14 protein-coding genes are annotated in these 17573 nt (G+C 37.3%); 8 read left to right on the top strand and 6 right to left on the bottom strand.

The window, feature by feature from the left end; all coding sequences use genetic code 11:
* The first annotated feature begins 13 nt into the window (after positions 1–13).
* Positions 14–1357, top strand: coding sequence for a deoxyguanosinetriphosphate triphosphohydrolase (locus tag IWC72_RS05165; protein WP_194529053.1), 1344 nt, complete (start codon positions 14–16; stop codon positions 1355–1357).
* Here the strand turns inward: IWC72_RS05165 and IWC72_RS05160 are convergent.
* Together IWC72_RS05160 and IWC72_RS05155 are read right to left on the bottom strand one after the other, a co-directional pair.
* Positions 1354–2496 carry a DUF3078 domain-containing protein gene (locus tag IWC72_RS05160; RefSeq protein WP_194525152.1) on the bottom strand — a complete coding sequence of 381 codons (1143 nt, stop codon included), beginning with the start codon at positions 2494–2496 and terminating at the stop codon, positions 1354–1356. The two genes, IWC72_RS05165 and IWC72_RS05160, sit on opposite strands and share 4 nt — an antisense overlap.
* The gene (locus tag IWC72_RS05155) at positions 2489–4264 is read right to left on the bottom strand and encodes a 1-deoxy-D-xylulose-5-phosphate synthase (protein WP_194529052.1); all 1776 of its coding nucleotides are present in this window, start codon (positions 4262–4264) and stop codon (positions 2489–2491) included. Before IWC72_RS05155 ends, IWC72_RS05160 begins: the two co-directional genes overlap by 8 nt.
* Before the next feature lie 57 nt (positions 4265–4321).
* Here IWC72_RS05155 and IWC72_RS05150 point away from each other — a divergent pair, with 57 nt between their 5' ends.
* The 6 genes from IWC72_RS05150 (at position 4322) to IWC72_RS05125 (ending at position 10159) form a co-directional block, all read left to right on the top strand.
* Complete coding sequence (locus IWC72_RS05150; protein ID WP_226979495.1) at positions 4322–5188, top strand: alpha/beta fold hydrolase; 867 nt, start codon at positions 4322–4324, stop codon at positions 5186–5188.
* Positions 5181–5921 (top strand): LuxR C-terminal-related transcriptional regulator, encoded by a 741-nt coding sequence (locus tag IWC72_RS05145; protein WP_194529050.1) that lies wholly within the window; start codon positions 5181–5183, stop codon positions 5919–5921. Before IWC72_RS05150 ends, IWC72_RS05145 begins: the two co-directional genes overlap by 8 nt.
* A 184-nt stretch (positions 5922–6105) precedes the next feature.
* A complete protein-coding gene (locus IWC72_RS05140) occupies positions 6106–6876 on the top strand; it encodes a LuxR C-terminal-related transcriptional regulator (protein ID WP_194525148.1) in 771 nt (256 codons plus the stop codon).
* Between the two features lie 374 nt (positions 6877–7250).
* Positions 7251–8438, top strand: a complete 1188-nt coding sequence (locus tag IWC72_RS05135) for a hypothetical protein (protein ID WP_194529049.1) — start codon at positions 7251–7253, stop codon at positions 8436–8438.
* Positions 8439–8454: 16 nt separating this feature from the next.
* Entirely contained in the window at positions 8455–9573 is a 1119-nt protein-coding gene (locus IWC72_RS05130; protein ID WP_194525146.1) for a hypothetical protein, read from the top strand.
* A 136-nt stretch (positions 9574–9709) separates the two neighbouring features.
* Positions 9710–10159 (top strand): nucleoside deaminase, encoded by a 450-nt coding sequence (locus IWC72_RS05125; protein WP_194525145.1) that lies wholly within the window; start codon positions 9710–9712, stop codon positions 10157–10159.
* Between the two features lie 64 nt (positions 10160–10223).
* On the opposite strand, the gene IWC72_RS05120 is transcribed toward IWC72_RS05125, so the two are convergent.
* The 4 genes from IWC72_RS05120 to aspS form a co-directional block, all read right to left on the bottom strand.
* Positions 10224–10418 (bottom strand): cold-shock protein, encoded by a 195-nt coding sequence (locus IWC72_RS05120; RefSeq protein ID WP_194525144.1) that lies wholly within the window; start codon positions 10416–10418, stop codon positions 10224–10226.
* A gap of 92 nt (positions 10419–10510) precedes the next feature.
* Positions 10511–10762 carry a hypothetical protein gene (locus IWC72_RS05115; RefSeq protein WP_194529048.1) on the bottom strand — a complete coding sequence of 84 codons (252 nt, stop codon included), beginning with the start codon at positions 10760–10762 and terminating at the stop codon, positions 10511–10513.
* A 32-nt stretch (positions 10763–10794) separates the two neighbouring features.
* Positions 10795–12579, bottom strand: a complete 1785-nt coding sequence (locus IWC72_RS05110; RefSeq protein WP_194529047.1) for a chloride channel protein — start codon at positions 12577–12579, stop codon at positions 10795–10797.
* 65 nt (positions 12580–12644) lie between these two features.
* Positions 12645–14399, bottom strand: a complete 1755-nt coding sequence (aspS, locus tag IWC72_RS05105) for an aspartate--tRNA ligase (RefSeq protein WP_194525141.1) — start codon at positions 14397–14399, stop codon at positions 12645–12647.
* Between the two features lie 188 nt (positions 14400–14587).
* On the opposite strand from aspS, the gene IWC72_RS05100 reads away from it, so the two are divergent.
* Entirely contained in the window at positions 14588–17557 is a 2970-nt protein-coding gene (locus IWC72_RS05100; protein ID WP_194529046.1) for a SusC/RagA family TonB-linked outer membrane protein, read from the top strand.
* Positions 17558–17573 lie beyond the last annotated feature (16 nt).

Below are 17573 nucleotides of genomic sequence, written 5' to 3'. Positions count from 1 at the left end.
TTAAAAAGTTGTTATGAACTGGGAAAACTTACTGTCTCTTAAGCGTCAAGGAGATACGCATAAAAGACTGAGAAAAGAACAAGATGAAACGAGATTGGGTTTTGAGGTAGATTATGATCGAATCATATTTTCCAGCGCTTTTAGAAGCTTACAGGACAAGACTCAGGTTATTCCTCTTTCCAAAACAGACTTTGTACATACCCGGTTGACACATAGTTTGGAAGTTTCCGTGGTAGGAAGAAGCCTTGGGCGCATAGCAGGAAAGAAAATTCTTGAGAAGCATCCTTTTTTAAGTGAATCATACGGCTATAGATTCAATGATTTTGGGGCGATTGTAGCCGCAGCTGCCTTGGCGCATGACATTGGAAATCCACCTTTTGGACATAGTGGAGAAAAAGCAATAGGGGAGTATTTCATTACTGGAAACGGACAAAAATACCAATCAGTTCTTTCTCCAAAGGAGTATCAAGATATTGTTGAATTTGAGGGGAATGCCAATGGATTTAGACTTCTATCTCAATCCAGAGAAGGCGTTACAGGTGGTCTGCGATTGAGTTATGCTACACTTGGGGCTTTCATGAAGTATCCTAAAGAGTCTCTTCCAAAGAAGCCTACAAAACATATTTCGGATAAGAAATTTGGTTTTTTTCAGTCGGAGAAAGAAGCTTTCCAAGAAGTGGCAACGGATTTAGGTCTATTGCAAACTAGGGATGGTGATGATATTTCTTTTGCCAGACACCCTTTAACGTTTTTAGTTGAGGCGGCAGATGATATTTGTTATACTATAATAGATTTTGAAGATGGTATAAACCTTGGGCTTATTTCTGAGGATTATGCACTAGAGTATTTAATTAAGTTGGTTAAAAATACAATTAATACCAAAAAGTATAATTCATTAAAGTATAAAGAGGACAGATTGAGTTACCTAAGAGCCCTTGCTATAAATACTTTAATTAGTGATGCAATTTCTGTCTTTGTTGAAAATGAGGATAAAATACTGAATGGTATTTTTGATACTAGTCTGCTTGATCGGAGTGCTTTTAAGGCACAGATTGAGGATATTATCTCGCTGAGTGTCCAAAAAATTTATAAATCTCAAGAGGTTATAGAAAAGGAAATTGCAGGGTACAAGATTATTTCTGATATACTAGATGTGTATACAAATGCCCTTATTCGTAAGAAAGAGAACAGAGCTTCAAATTATGACTCTTTAATGCTTAAAACCCTCCCTGAATTTTATAGAAAAACAGATGAGTCCATGTACCATATTTTGTTGAATACATGTTGTTATGTTGCGAGTCTGTCCGATAGTGCTGCAGTACATATACACAATAAGATTATGGGTAAACAACTTTAAAATGCATACGATACGCCAACACCTAATAGTTGTTTAAACTGTATACGTGGGCTTCCCGAATCTACCACTGTGCCGCTGGCATCCTTTTGTTCATCAAAGAGAATATCATCATCATAGATGATATGGGTGCCGATTGTGGTTACCACATATTTGTTCACCTTTAAATCAAAGTTAAGCTCCCAATCTACATCTATGTTCCCAAATTTCTGAAGGTAATCTGTGTATAAACTTAAACGGTGCTTCAGGAGCATGTTTTTGAATACCTCTTTTTCGTATTGATTAGTAACCAGAAAGCCAAATTCCAGAAATATTTTTTCTCCTGGTTCCAAGACGTTTCCATCAGCATCTAAAACGGCTTTTTTAACACCAAAAGCTCCTTTGTTAGCTAATTCTTCGTCTAAAACAAAAGTGGCTTTCTGTGTTATTGGAGAGATGTATAGATTAAACTTTTGATCTTTGGTGATATAAGAGGTTCCTGCACCCAAAAACGAATAGCCAGGCGCCATAAAACGAGAAATAGGAGATGACCTGTCAGGGTATTTATAACCATTGGAAAACTGAGTGTTGAAGTTTGCTTTTGCCGAATAATACCAGTTACTAATCGTGTCCCGCTGAAGCCCGAAAGTGGAACTAAAACGAATGGCATCATCCGTTTTTCTTAGTTTCTGTTCATCTTGAATGTTGAGGCCATATCGCATCTCCATATAGTTGTCCCATTGAATATACCGAAACTTATAATTTCGTTCAAAACGGGCATTCCCAAGGGCCGATATGGAGTTGTTACCACCCGCGTTCCAGTTTACAAAAGCTACTTCACTAAAATTTGCGCCAAGCTTATTTACTTTGGTCCAAAAAGACGGAACCCTAAATCGGTTAGGTTTTTCATCTAGCGCATTGGTCCTGTTGAATGAAATAACAGGATTCATCAAGTCTACGCTACGCGGAATAAATTTTATTTTTTCCTGGGTTTTTCGGATAACCACCGTGTCTACCACGGTAGTATCTATTACCATTACCATGGTGTCAATTTCCATTTCTCTTCCTGGAGGTAGAGAGTCTTGGTTTTGTCCAAAAACAGACGAAAGGCATAAGCTGAAAAAAAGAATAAACAGGTATGGTACAGTTGGGGAATTATTCATTTAATAGCATGTTTATATGTTCTGTTATACTAACGGGGTCAATTTTGGCTTGTCGGTGTAATTGTTCTACAGTTCCATGTTCAATGAAAATGTCATTAATACCTAGAATATGTATTTTCTGAGTATATCCTAGTTCGTTGGCCAGTTCTAGGATTGCAGATCCAAAACCACCTATTTTACTACCATCTTCAATAGTAACGATGTGTTTATATTGCTTAAATATATTTATAAGTAGATTCTTATCCAACGGTTTAACAAATCGCATATCAAAATGTGCTATTTTTTCATTTTTCAAAATGCCTTCAATCAGATTGGAAACCGTATTTCCAATATGGCCTATGGATAATATGGCAAGCTCCGTTCCTGTTTTTAATTCCCTGGCTTTTCCAATCTCAATTTTTTCAAAGGGAGTCTGCCAGTTTTCTTGAACACCTCTTCCTCTAGGGTATCTGATGGCTATAGGGTGCTTTAAACCTAATTGTGCCGTGTACATGATGTTACGAAGTTCGCTTTCGTTCATGGGGGCAAAAATATACAGATTTGGGATACATCTTAAATAAGCAATATCATAAACCCCATGATGTGTAGCTCCGTCCTGCCCCACCATTCCAGCTCGATCTAAACAAAAAATAACAGGAAGGTTCTGAATGGCTACATCGTGTATGACTTGGTCATAAGCGCGTTGTAGAAAAGTGGAGTAAATGGTGCAGAATGGAATTAAACCTTCCGTAGCCATACCTGCTGATAACGTTACGGCATGCTGCTCTGCAATGCCAACATCAAAAGCCCTGTCTGGTATTTGCTGCATCATATATTTCAATGAGCTTCCCGTGGGCATTGCTGGGGTAATACCAACAATATTTTTATTTTTAAGCGCCAGCTCTACCAATGAATGTCCAAAAACATCTTGATATTTTTGAGGTTGATTAGCTACAATAGGTTTCTTTTGTAACTCACCGGTGAGTTTGTCAAATTTACCTGGTGCATGATAGGTAACCTGATTTTCTTCGGCTTTTTTTAGCCCTTTCCCTTTGGTGGTAATTACATGTAATAATTTTGGTCCCGCTACCAACTTTAAATGATTTAGTTCACTGATCAAAGATTCTAGGTCATGCCCATCTAAAGGACCGGTATAATGAAAGTTGAGACACTCAAATATATTCTCATCTTTTGCCGTTCCTTTTTTTACATTGGTCAGGTATTTTTTTAATGCTCCCACACTTGGGTCGATCCCAATAGCATTATCGTTTAGAATAACCAGGACATTGGAATTTGTAGAGCCAAGATGGTTCAATGCCTCAAAAGCCATGCCACTTGCAATGGAAGCATCTCCAATTACAGCAATGTGTTGTCGGTTGTTTTTACCGTTTAATTGTGCAGCCATTGCCATTCCTAAAATAGCGGAAATGGAAGTAGAACTGTGTCCTGTACCGAAGGCATCGTAGCTGCTTTCGTTTCGTTTTGGAAATCCGCTAATACCCCCTAATTGGCGATTGGTGTCAAAAATTTCTTTTCGTCCGGTTAATATTTTATGTCCGTATGCTTGATGTCCAACGTCCCAAATAAGTTTATCATCTGGAGTATTGAACACGTAGTGCAATGCAATTGTAAGTTCTACTACGCCAAGGCTAGCTCCTAAATGACCCTCCTTGGCAGCAACAATATCAATTATAAATTCCCGTAACTCCTGGGCAAGTTGAGGCAGCTGATTTAAGGCCAGCTTACGTAAATCTTCAGGATAAGTGATATGGCTTAAAAGTGATTCCAAATTAGATGTGTAAGTTGCAAAAATAGGTGTTTAGTGTTGTCAAGACAATTCTTTTTAATGCTTGAAAAAAAAGTCGATAAAAAAAGCTTATCTTGTTGTGAGCTAACCATTGCATACCACTTTATGTTTCCCCTTTACAAGGTGAGTAATACTCTGTACGATGATAAAAAGTCTTCTTCAGAGCCAATTACTGTCATTTTTCTTCATGGTAATTCTTTAAGCTCTTTAGTTTGGAGCAACCAGTTGTCTTCAGCATTGTTTGAGAAAATTCCGTTAGTTGCACTAGACCTTCCGGGTCATGGCAAGTCACCTGAACATCATTCATACGCTTTTTCTGATCTGCTTAAAATATTAAAGGAAAATATTGAAGTTTACGAGAAAGTTATAATTGTAGGCCATTCTTTAGGAGGACATTTGGCTATAGAATTGTTGCCAAATCTGAACAATTGTTTAGGTCTTTTTATTATTGGTGCACCACCCATAAAAAAACCTGTTAATACAGCGGAAACTTTTAAGCCAGACCCACGTATGGGTTTACTTTTTCAAAACGAACTTAGCCACAATAATGTAGATTCTTTGTTAGAAATGTTAGGTGCAGATAAAATAGAAGGGCCAATTGATTTTCGAACACTAATAAAAGCAACCAAGCCGGAATTTAGGCAAGCACTTGGAGCCTCATTAGCCCGAGGGGAACTAGCAGATGAAACTGATATTCTAAGAAAAACAACCAAACCTGTTGCGCTGGTTGTTGGAAGTGAAGATAAGTTAGTAAATGCAGACTATTTGAAGGGATTGTCAATACCTTTTCTTTGGAGGGGTTCGGTACAAACAATAGAAAACAGTGCTCATATACCACAGTTAGACGCCTCAATTAAGTTTAATGCACTTCTTATAGCTTTCATAAACTCAGTTGAGAATGGATGAGCACCGTAATCATATGAGGGCGTTTCGTAATGAGGTGAAAAGAGATGTCTCTAAGTATGAATATGAAACTATTCCGTATGCTTCATTAGATAACTTTCCGTTGAACCCCAAACAATGCTTATATATAGCACATTGGGCAAAAGACGGTATCGTTTATGAGCGAGGTTTAGAACAGTTAACGGGTTATAGTTTAAGCGAATTCAATACAGAAGACTTGGTTCACTACATTCACCCAGACGAGAGAGAGCTTGTAAACAAGCTTACCCAAGAAGCCGTAAAATATGTAGTAAAGACCGATTTAAGAAAAGGCCATGCCCATTTGTTTTTGTCTTTTCGTTTTAAAAAGAAAGATGGGACTTATATTAAAATATTACGGCAATCATCATCGTATGAATTAGATAGTAAAGGAAGAATGGTGAGTAATTTTTCACTTCTTACAGATGTTTCGTTTATAGATAGTAGTAACCGAGTAGAATGGTATTTTGATGCATATGGTCTTGACTTAGATGAATTTAAGAAACTGATTTATGCTGTTTATGATGATTTTTTTACGCGTAGGGAAAAGGAAATAATTCACTTAATTGAAAAAGGATATACCAGTGCAAGAATAGCCGAGGTATTATTTATAAGTACACACACTGTAGCAACTCACAGAAAAAAAATTTTTAGAAAGGTTGGTGTTAGTACTGTAGCAGATTTAATTTTCTTTTGTAAGAAAAATGGTATTTGTTAACAATTAAATAATCTTCAAACCTTTTAAATACCCTGTACAGGGTATTTTTTTTTGCTTTGAGCTCCACTAAGTTTGGAATGTATCCCCCCTCCCCTAATTTTACACAATTTTTTGTTGATGTTGCATAATTGCTAATTTAACAAATCTCCTGCAAGCCTATGTTTTGTCAATTTAATGAAACAAAATGGGGTTAAACTTAGAATCATACGCAAGAACATTTAGCACAGATGCTACAATTGACCATACTGCGGTTGAAAAACACATCAAAAAACTAGAAGAACTAGATCGGTATTTGCCTAAAATGCAATCCTATATTCTAGTTCAAAATACCGTAGATCAGAGGTACGAGTATATATGCGAGAATTATGAGAAGTTGTTGGGATACAAAAAAAAGGATGCACTAGAAAAAGGAATGTCGTTTCATTTTTCTAACATACATCCAGAAGATGTGCCTAATTGGTTGTTGATTTTAGATGATTTAATGACGTTTACAATGGGTAACGTACCCACTGCAGAGCGTATTCACTGTGTATATTCATGGAACTATAGATTGAAAAATAAGAAAGGAAAGTACGTAAACATTCAAGTACACCAAACTCCATTGTATTTTGACAGTAAAGGCAAGCCAATTTTGGGCTTTTCCCAGAACACGGTAATGGGCAATGTAAAGAAACAACCTATGGTTGGCGTATGTAAAAAGCTAAACCATCAGAATGAATATGAAACTCTGTTTTATAAAAACTATTCCGAAAGTTTATTAATTGACTGTTTAAGCAATCGCGAATTTGATATTGTGCGGCTACTTGCCAAAGGACATACCACAAAAGAAATCTCCGATAAATTGAATATTAGCACGCACACAACAGCTACGCACAGAAAGAATATTTTATCAAAACTCAAATTCAAATCTTCTATTGAAATCGTTAATTATTGCAATCAAAATCACTTATTCTGATAGATTATGGGGTCAAAATCAATAGAAATACCCAATAGTGGGTATTTTGTGCAACTGTTTAAAAGACTAATTTTGAGTGTCTAAAAAGCATTTTAATTATGTAATTAGATGGCTTAAATTTTCTAAAGCCAAGTTTAGAGAATTTAGGTTTAAAAAATAAATAACCAGACCAAACCAACTAAAATGAAAAAAATCACCTTCACAATTAGGTGCTAGCCTTATAGCACTATTCATAGATCTTAAGTATTTGTATGTGGCAATTTCAGTTGTACACAGATAGCTTATATACTAGACTTATTGCTAGCCAGATGATATGCCATATCTGGTTTAAGACAGGGTTTAGAAGCGATAAACCAATAACCAAACCAACCCTTATGAAAACTTTATCCAAGTCCGTTTTTTTGTTTACAATTGCGTTGCTGTTTTTAGCATCATGTAGCAGTGATGATTCAACCGTAGAGGAGAAACAAGAAGAGAGTATAGAGAAACCTGAAGAAACACCTAAAGAGGAAGAAAAGGAGGAGGAAAAAGAAGAAGAGGAGCCATCTGCAGAAGAATCTAATAGAATAACGGATGAAGTTATTGTTAATGGAGGAACTAAAATTGAAGGTGAGCTTCCGGTACCAAACGAAGCTATTAGTTTGGAGGCCTCTACAGATTTAGATATAGCTCTGTTAGATGAAGGTTTTGTTGTTCAACTTTTATCGGATAAAGAAATTACTGGAGCTTATCTTCAGTTCAAGGCTACCGCAGATGCTTTAGCTTCTGAAAGTTATTTTGATGTCAACCTTGCAGAAAATCGTGCAGCCGGTAAAGCAACCGCCAACAAAAGAAGCGTAAGGAGAGATACAAAAACTTCTAAATCAGAATTTAGCTGGTTAGATGTAGATTTTGGAACAGAAATAAAAGAAGGCGAACTGTGTTATTTGGTTTGTGTGTATGATGCAGAAGGAAACATTAGTAAGCCTCAAGAAATATGTGTTACAGTAGCTGGATGGGCCGCAAATTCAGATTTAATAGGTGAGTGGCATTATAGTAAAAGTGAGACTTATTATCCAAGTGGTAGTGTTGAAAGTCTAGCGGTTGGAGAGGAAACATGTAACACCTATACCTTTACATGCGAGAATACGAATTCTTTTGAATACGCAGAATGCTCTACATACGATTATGAAACTTTTGATTTTAGAGCCGATGCGACATACACACATACTTATAAAAGAACTAGTAGCAGATTGGATGTAGAAGAGTCAGAAGAAAATTGTGTTGCCATCTACGAGGACAATGGACTCCAATTTGAAATAAAAGGAAAATGGACATTTGATTCGGAAAGAAGAGAAATTATTTTGGTAGAGTATGAACAATATTTTGCCTACCCCAATGAGACTTACGAGCAGGTATACCCATCAGGTCAGGGTTTGGTATATCCCTATGGTCCTGCAACTTTGAGTAGCACAGATTTTAAAATAGGTACAGGTAATGAGAAACTTGGAGAAGATTTGAATGGTGACGGGAATGTAAATAATGATGATGCAGGATGGTATAAAATCTTCGAAAAACAATAACATAAACCATAGAATTATGAGTAAACAAGTTCCTAAAGTTTCGGCAATAGTATTGATGCTTTGTCTTTTCATAGTGTCATCATGTGGCAGTGATGATTCACCAGTAACAGAGAAACAGGAAGAGAGTATAGAAAAACCTGAAGAAACCCCTAAAGAGGAAGAAAAAGAAGAGGAAAAAGAAGAAGAGGAGACACCATCCGCCGAAGCATCAAATAAAATAACCGATAATGTTGTAGTAAAAGGAGCCACAAAGGTAGAAGGAGTACCACCGGCACCCAATAAAGCCATTTCTATGGACTTAACAGGGGCAGATAAAAATGCTTTCGTTGGAGAAGGTTTTGAGATACCTATTGTAAGCGATGCAGAGGTTGAAGGTTTGTACCTTCAGTTTAAGGCTGCAGACGGTGGTCTATCCGATAGTTATTTAGATATAGATTTTTTAAATACAGGCGGCAAAAGTGCCAAACGGATAAAGAGTTTGGTAGAGCGTGGTCAAAGAAAAATGGGGTTATCGGCCAAAGATACTGACCTTATAGCACAGATCTCTTTCACGAGTGAAATAGAACCTCAAGAATTCTGCTATATAGTCTGTGTATATGATGGTGCAGGGAATATAAGCGACCCGCAGGAAATTTGTGTTACTGTTAACAGTTGGGGCGGTCCGGAAGATTTGATTGGAGAATGGGAAATGAACAAACTGGTTTATGGTGAACCAAATGAAAGTGATAAGGTTACAGAAATTGTTGGTGAAGAACTTTGTGAAGACGATTCTGACTACTGTTACATTATTGATTATTTAGACTTGACCTTAAGCGCTGATGGCACCTACCTGATTGAAAGGTATGATAGAGAACGATCAAAAGATTCTACATACGAAAATGGGGAATGGTGGAAAACTACCCAAGAAGGTAATTGGTCTTACACAAACGAGAAAGAGCTGGTGTTATTAGAATATAGTTATACAGAAGAAGATAAGGACGGCGTTGAAGTAGATACTTATGAGGTAGGTGATGCTGATGCGTATGTGTATAATGATGTAACGTTTGATGCACAAAGCCTGGTCATAGAGGATAATGAGTATGACGATCAAGGAAATTTGGAGTACACAGACTCATTTTACTTTGAAAAGAAGTAAGTTTTTAACGATTTTTTTAATGGTCTCGTCCTTTTCGGGGGAACTGGGCGGGGCCTTTTTTTAAGTTTTAAAAAACAGTATATCGCAGGTTGTACTAAAAATGATACTTTTGATTATCATTTTTTAATTCAGACTCATGTTACAGCCCTTTGATGATACGTATTATATGAAAAAAGCGCTTCAAGAAGCTGAAGCCGCTTATGAAAAGGGTGAGGTGCCTATTGGAGCCATTATTGTTATTCAGGACCGGGTTATTGCTCGCGCCCATAATCTTACAGAGCAATTGAATGATGTTACTGCCCATGCAGAAATGCAGGCTATTACAGCAGCAGCTAATTTTCTAGGAGGTAAATATTTACAAAACTGTACACTTTATGTTACCCTAGAGCCTTGCCAAATGTGTGCGGGAGCCCTTTATTGGAGTCAGATATCCAAAATTGTCTATGCGGCAAAGGACCCTCAAAGAGGTTGTGGAGTTATGGGAACAAAATTGCATCCAAAGACGGAAATTGTAGGAGGCCTGCTAGAAACAGAGGCAAGTGATTTATTAAAGCGATTTTTTATTGAAAGAAGAAATCTTAACTAGTAGATTTTGGGTATAAAAAAACCCTAACCGAAGCCAGGGCCAATACTGTCGATAGCTTAATATATTAGCCTACAACCTGAACCTGTGCGGCTACAATGCCTTTGCGGCCTTCTTCTTCTGCATATTCTACTTTGTCTCCTTCATTAAGAATTGTACCGTTTAGCGCTGTTGCATGTACAAAAATGTCCTTTCCTGTGTCATCGTTTGTAATAAACCCAAATCCCTTGGATTCATTGAAAAATTTTACTGTGCCAGTCATGATTAATTGAAATTAGTTGATAAAAGTTTCCAACTAAATTATAAATTTTTTAATTAGGCAAAGTTAAAATGAAATAATATTTGCAATTAATGTTATTGATTATCAGGCTTTTCAGATTCTTTGCTTCTCATTTTTTTAATGTTTTCTTCGGTCAACATATAGTCTTTCATTTTTTTTCCTTTACTATGGATGAAAAGAAATAGAGGCATGGCCACAAGAAATAATACTAGTGTGCCAGAACCTATAAATTTATGGCTCAAGGGCAGATTTTCTTCTTGAATACTGAAGCCGTAGATGATGGCAGCAAAACAGCCTAAGGTAATTATAGAAACAAGGTATTTCATAGTAGCAGTAAAATTACAAAACCTTTTAGACCTTATCTGGTAAAATTAATGAGTTCTCTTCGGTAGGCAGTTAAGAGTTTGGATTTTGATACAAAACCAATGTATTTTCCTTCTTTGATGACCGGTAGGTTCCAAGCACCACTATTTTGAAACTTTTCCATCACTTTTTGCATGCTGTCCTTCCCATAAAAAATATGCTCTGGGGCGTTGTGCATAAAGGTCTCCACTTTTGTGGTTTCGTAGAGCGAAGTATCAAACATAAATTCTCTAATATCATCTAAAAGAACAATACCTACTAAAGACTGATTCTTATCAACTACGGGAAAAATATTTCTAGCGGACTTAGCAACGGACTTATGTAGCATGTCTCCTAAGGTCATATCCGGGTTTACGGTTTTAAAGTCCTTTTCAATAACATCATCTAATTTCATCAATGTTAATACAGATTGGTCTTTATTGTGGGTTAGTAAATCCCCGCTTTTGGCTAGCTCTCTTGTATATATAGTATAATCAATGGCATTCTTTGTTATGAGATAAGATATGGATGCCGTAATCATTAGGGGTACGAACAACTCATAACCTCCTGTTATTTCTGCAATTAGGAAAATGGCGGTTAAGGGAGCATGAAGCACGCCAGAGATAAGACCTGCCATGCCAATTAACGTAAAATTACTTTCTGAAACGGAAAACCCAAGTCCAGAATGGTTTACAATCTTGGCCATTACATTGCCTAGTGCACTACCCATTACCATGGTGGGAATAAAGATTCCTCCGGCACCACCGGCTGCTAATGTGGTGGTCATCGCTACTGCTTTAAATATGGTTATACCGATTAGTAATGCTATAACTACCCAAATATTCTGGGTGAATTTGTCGAACGGGGTTTTGCCCAATGCTTTAATGTGATCGCCATGCAACAGGTCATTTATAAAACTAAAGCCTTCCCCGTATAAAGGTGGAATGAAATAGAGCATAACACCTATGGCAACACCACCTACCAGTAGTTTATATTTTGGTGTTTTAAGTCGGGAAAATAGCTTTTGTATTCCAAAGTACATACGGGTGAAATAGATTGACGCAAAGGCGGTACCTATTCCCAGTATGATATAAAAGAAAGTGTCCTTTACTTCAAAATTCTGTGTTAGAGTAAAATTGAAAAGGACCTCATTACCTAAAAAGAAATAGGAAGTAAGTACACCAGATATAGAAGCCAGTAGGAGTGGAAGCATGGAAAGCATGGTAAAATCCAAACTAAAAACTTCAACTGCAAAAATAATAGCTGCAATAGGTGATTGAAATATAGATGAGATGGCTCCGGCAGAAGCACAGGCAATTAGCAGTGACCTTGTTTTGGCATTAATATGAAAGAAACGCCCCAGGTTGGAGCTTATGGCTGCTCCAGAAGCCACAGCAGGACCTAACAATCCTGTAGAACCACCAAAACCAATGGTTAATGGGGCGGTAATAAGTTGGGTGTAAATGTGCTTTGGTTTTATTACTCCTTTCTTCTTAGAGAGTGAAAAAAGAATAGAAGAGACTGCATGTTGTAGCTGCTCTTTGTGAATATATTTAACATAGAGATACACCAGAGTTAGGCCTATGATAGGTAAAATGAAGTAAAGACCGTTATTGGAAATAAGAATTCCCTTTTCCAAAGAAACTTCAATAAAGTACACAATGTTCTTTAAGGTTACGGATACCAGACCTGCCAAAAGACCAACCAACACACTCATAAGCTGGGTAAAGGTCTTGTTGGAGATATTTTTATATCGCCACTTTAAGAATTTAGTAGATAGTCTTTTTAGTTTAGTGGGCATTAGAAAGATTTGCTATGCTATCTAAAAGTATAAAAAAAATCCCGCTGTTAAGCGGGATTAGCTTTCTAAGCTTTAATATCCAGTTTTAGATTTAGTTCTCTAAGTTGTTCTTGGTCAATGGCTGCAGGTGCATCTATCATAACATCGCGTCCACTGTTGTTCTTTGGGAAGGCAATAAAGTCCCTAATCGTTTCTTGACCACCAAGAATAGATACCAATCGGTCTAAACCAAAAGCTATGCCGCCATGTGGTGGTGCTCCATATTGAAAAGCATCCATAAGAAAGCCAAATTGTTCTTGTGCTTCTTCGGGAGTAAATCCTAGGTGCTTGAACATTACGCTCTGTACCTCTTTATCGTGAATACGAATAGAACCGCCCCCTATTTCGTTACCGTTCAATACCAAATCATAGGCATTGGCACGTACAGCTCCCGGGTCGGTTTCCAGTAATTCTAATTGACCTGGTTTTGGAGAGGTAAATGGGTGGTGCATGGCATGATAGTTCCCGGTTTCTTCATCAAGTTCCAACAAAGGAAAATCAATTACCCATAACGGAGCGAATTCATCTGCTTTTCTTAAACCTAGTCTTTCGGCAAGTTCCATTCTAAGCGCACTCAATTGAGCTCTGGTCTTGTTGGCATCACCGGAAAGCACACAAATTAAATCTCCGGGTTTGGCCTCTGTAGCTTCTGCCCATTTGGCTAGGTCTTCTTGATCGTAAAATTTGTCCACGGTAGATTTAAAACTTCCGTCTTCATTGTATTTTGCATAGACCATTCCTTTAGCACCAACTTGAGGTCTTTTCACCCAATTTACTAAGGCATCTAATTCCTTACGCGTATAACTTGCTCCACCAGGAACCGCGATACCAACTACCAATTCTGCGGAGTTGAAGACACCAAATTCTTTATGCTGGGCTACTGCATTAAGTTCGCCAAATTCCATCCCGAAACGAATATCCGGTTTGTCGTTTCCGTAGATACGCATGGCATCATCATAAGTGATCCTAGGGAAAGCAGATATTTCAACACCTTTTATTTCTTTTAGTAAATGTTTGGTAAGACCTTCAAAAGCATCAAGAATATCTTCCTGTTCCACAAAAGCCATCTCACAGTCAATCTGGGTGAACTCTGGTTGTCTGTCCGCTCTTAGGTCTTCATCACGGAAGCATTTTACAATCTGAAAGTATTTATCCATACCACCAACCATAAGCAATTGCTTAAAAGTTTGTGGAGATTGTGGTAAAGCGTAGAACTGACCTTCATTCATACGGCTCGGTACAACAAAATCACGAGCTCCTTCGGGAGTAGATTTTATAAGATACGGAGTTTCAACTTCGATAAAATTTTGGTCACTAAGATACTTTCGTACTTCCATGGAAACCTTACTTCTAAAAATAAGATTGTTCTTTACTGGGTTTCTACGAATATCTAAATACCGATATTTCATTCTAAGGTCTTCACCACCGTCTGTTTCATTTTCAATGGTAAAAGGAGGTGTTTTGGATTCGTTTAAAATAACGACTTCGTCTACTAAAACTTCAATGTTTCCAGTAGCAAGATTTGGGTTTTTTGAAGACCTTTCAATGACTTCTCCCGTTACTTGCACAACAAATTCTCTACCTAAATGTCTTGCCTGTTCTAATAATTTTGAAGAGGTACGGTCTTCATCAAAAACTAATTGGGTAATACCATAGCGATCACGAAGGTCTACCCAGACCACAAAACCTTTATCACGGGTTTTTTGTACCCATCCGGATAGGGTTACTTTTGTTTCGATGTGCGATTCACGTAATTCTCCGCAAGTATGGCTTCTGTACATTATTAGATAGGTTTAAAGGGCAAATGTAAGAAGTTATGATGGTATCGGCTAAAAAATTCCGCCAATCGTTATTCTTAATTAATATGTAAGAAATGACCCGGCTAAATGCTAAAATTTAACACATATTTTAGATTTGTAACAATTCTTGGTTATCTTGCTTTTAAAATAACTAATTCAAAACTTTGAAAATGAAACAAACTTTACTGAGAAAGTTGTATTTCCTTGCGTTTTTGACTTTACCAATCACGGTATTTGCTCAAGGCACGATTACAGGAAACATAACAGACGCTACTGATTTGCCACTTCCAGGTGCGAGTATAGTAGTAAAAGGAACAACAAACGGAACAACATCTGATTTTGACGGTAACTATGAGATTTCTGTAGATGGTTTTCCGGTTACACTAGTATTTTCTTCATTGGGTTATGCCTCAAGAGAAGCTAAAGTAACAAGTGCTTCTTCATTAAATATGGTTCTTGAAGAATCGGCAATGGGGTTGGAAGAAGTTGTAGTCTCTGGTTTAGCAACCACGGTGAAAAGAAAAAACTTAGCTAATGCGGTGGCAACAGTTTCTGCTGCAGAGCTTGCTGGGGTAACACCGCCAAAAACTTTAGACGGTGCTTTAGCGGGTAAATTTACTGGTGCTGTAGTAAGTGCTAATTCTGGTGCGCCGGGTGGTGGTATGTCTATAAAGTTTAGAGGTATTACTTCCATTAATGGAAATTCACAGCCACTTTATATTGTGGATGGTGTTTATGTTGATAACAGTAGTGTAGCCTCTGGAGGTCTTAATGATGTTTCTGGTGCCGCTGCGGGAGGTAGTTCTTCTAATCAAGATAATGCTACTAATAGAATTGCAGATTTGAACCCGGATGATATTGCAAATATAGAAATACTTAAAGGTGCTTCTGCTGCTGCAATTTATGGTTCTAGAGGTGCTGCAGGGGTTGTTATAATTACGACCAAAAAGGGTAAATCTGGTAAAACAAAGGTGAGTTTGTCTCAAGGTTTTGGTTTCAATAAAGTTATTAGACTACAGGGCCAACGAGATTGGTCGGAAGCATTGGCAGAAGAACAATATGGTGAAGGCGCACTTTATGCTGCTGCTGCATCAGCTGGGAAGCTTAGAGATTATGAGAAAGAAATATTTGGTGAAGAAGGTCTTATTTCTAATACTAATGTTAGCGTCTCAGGTGGTGGAGACAAAACAACTTTTTATGCGGGTATTTCAAATAATGATGAGGATGGGATTGTTAAAAATACCGGCTATAAAAAGAGCTCGTTTAGATTAAACATGGAGCATAAGTTTAATGAAAATATTAAACTAGGGCTTAACACCAATTATATAAGTTCTTCTGCGGATAGAGGGTTTTTTAATAATGATAACACGGGTACAACCATTGGTGTAGCGCTGACAAATACACGTCCTTGGGATTTTCTTGAGCCTGATGAAAACGGGAACTATCCCGATCACCCAAACAACTCATCTAATCCATTGCAAACAAGAGATTTGTTTACGAATAATGAGCGCGTAAATAGATTTATCTTAGGAGGTAATCTGGATGTAAATATTTATAGAAAAGATAACTCAAGCCTTAAATTTATTGCAAGAGTAGGTGTAGATACTTATAATATGGAAGCTAAGGTAATTTTTCCAAAAGAGCTTCAGTTCCAGCGTCCAGACCAAGGAGGCGTAAATGGGGTGTCAGGTATTACAAATACGAATAATAAGAATGCTAACTATTCAGGATTTTTAGTACATAACTATTTCACGGATAACGACTTGTCCTTTAACACACAAGCGGGTGTTACCAACGAACAGTTTTCCAGAAATACGGTAAGCGTTGTTGCTACTGATTTAATTGCATCAGAAACTAATCTGGATCAAAGTGCTAATCAAAAGGTAAACCATACAAGATTAGAGCAAGAAGATTTTGGATTTTTTGTGCAAGAAACTATTAATTACCAAGATAAATTTATTGGAGCCATTGGTGTACGTGGAGATAAGTCTACGAACAATTCAGATATTAATGAATTGTTCTTTTATCCAAAGGCGTCTTTGGCGATTAACTTAAATAGTTTTGATTTTTGGAGTGAGGATGCGTTAGTAAATCGTTTGAAGCTTAGGGCGGCTTATGGTGAGGCTGGTACTTTTGCTAGATTTGGTTCGCTGTATACGGTTTATGAGAGTACTTTAATAGATGGTAATGTTGGTATAATTGTACCACCTACACAGGGTAATCCTGATATTTTACCTGAAAGACAGAAGGAATTGGAATTAGGTATTGATTTAGGAATGTTCAAAAACCGTTTAGGTTTAGAGTTAACCTATTATAAAAAGAATGTTGATGACTTGTTGCTTTTGGCCAATACAGAGCCTTCTTCTGGTTTTTCTACAAAATGGGAAAATGCAGGTGAATTAGAGAATAATGGTATTGAAGTTGCTTTAAATGCAGCAATTATTGATAAAGAAGATTTTACATGGGATGCAACCTTAAACTGGTGGACCAATGTATCCGAAATGGTCCGTATGGATGTTCCTGCTTATGATACTGGTGGGTTCGGTACAGGATTAGGTACATTTAGAATTGAAGAAGGCGAGAGTGTAACTCAAATTGTAGGTACTAATTTAGATGGAGACGTAGTACAATTAGGAGACGCCGCACCGGACTTTCAAACATCGCTTACCAATAGTTTAAAGTATAAAAACTTTGCTCTATCGTTTTTATGGCACTGGAAAAAAGGAGGGGATAATATCAACCTATCCAAATTGTTATCTGATTTTGGAGGAACTAGTGCTGATTATGATGAAATTTCAATTGATCCAAATGGAACAATCCCCAATGGGGTTTATCGTGTGGACAATGGTATTTTCGCAGGTAACGCTACTCCGTTTGTTGAGGATGCATCTTATCTTAGATTACGTGAACTAGGGTTCTATTATACCGTGCCGGAAAAGAATATTCAACAATGGTTTAAAGGGGTTGTTTCTGGAGTAAAAGTTGGCCTTTCGGGTAACAACCTAATCAATATTTTTGATTACAATAGTTATGACCCAGAGGTGTCAAACTTTGGAGGTACGGGTCTTTCTTCTGGTGTAGAGGTAACACCGTTTCCTTCATCTAAGAGGTACATGATGCATATATCCGTGCAATTTTAATTTAAAAAAAATTAGC

Origin of the sequence: Zobellia roscoffensis (assembly GCF_015330165.1) — a bacterium.
Classification (GTDB): Bacteria; Bacteroidota; Bacteroidia; order Flavobacteriales; family Flavobacteriaceae; genus Zobellia; species Zobellia roscoffensis.
Note: the sequence above shows the minus strand (reverse complement) of the source record. Positions and strands in the feature narration are given on the sequence as shown.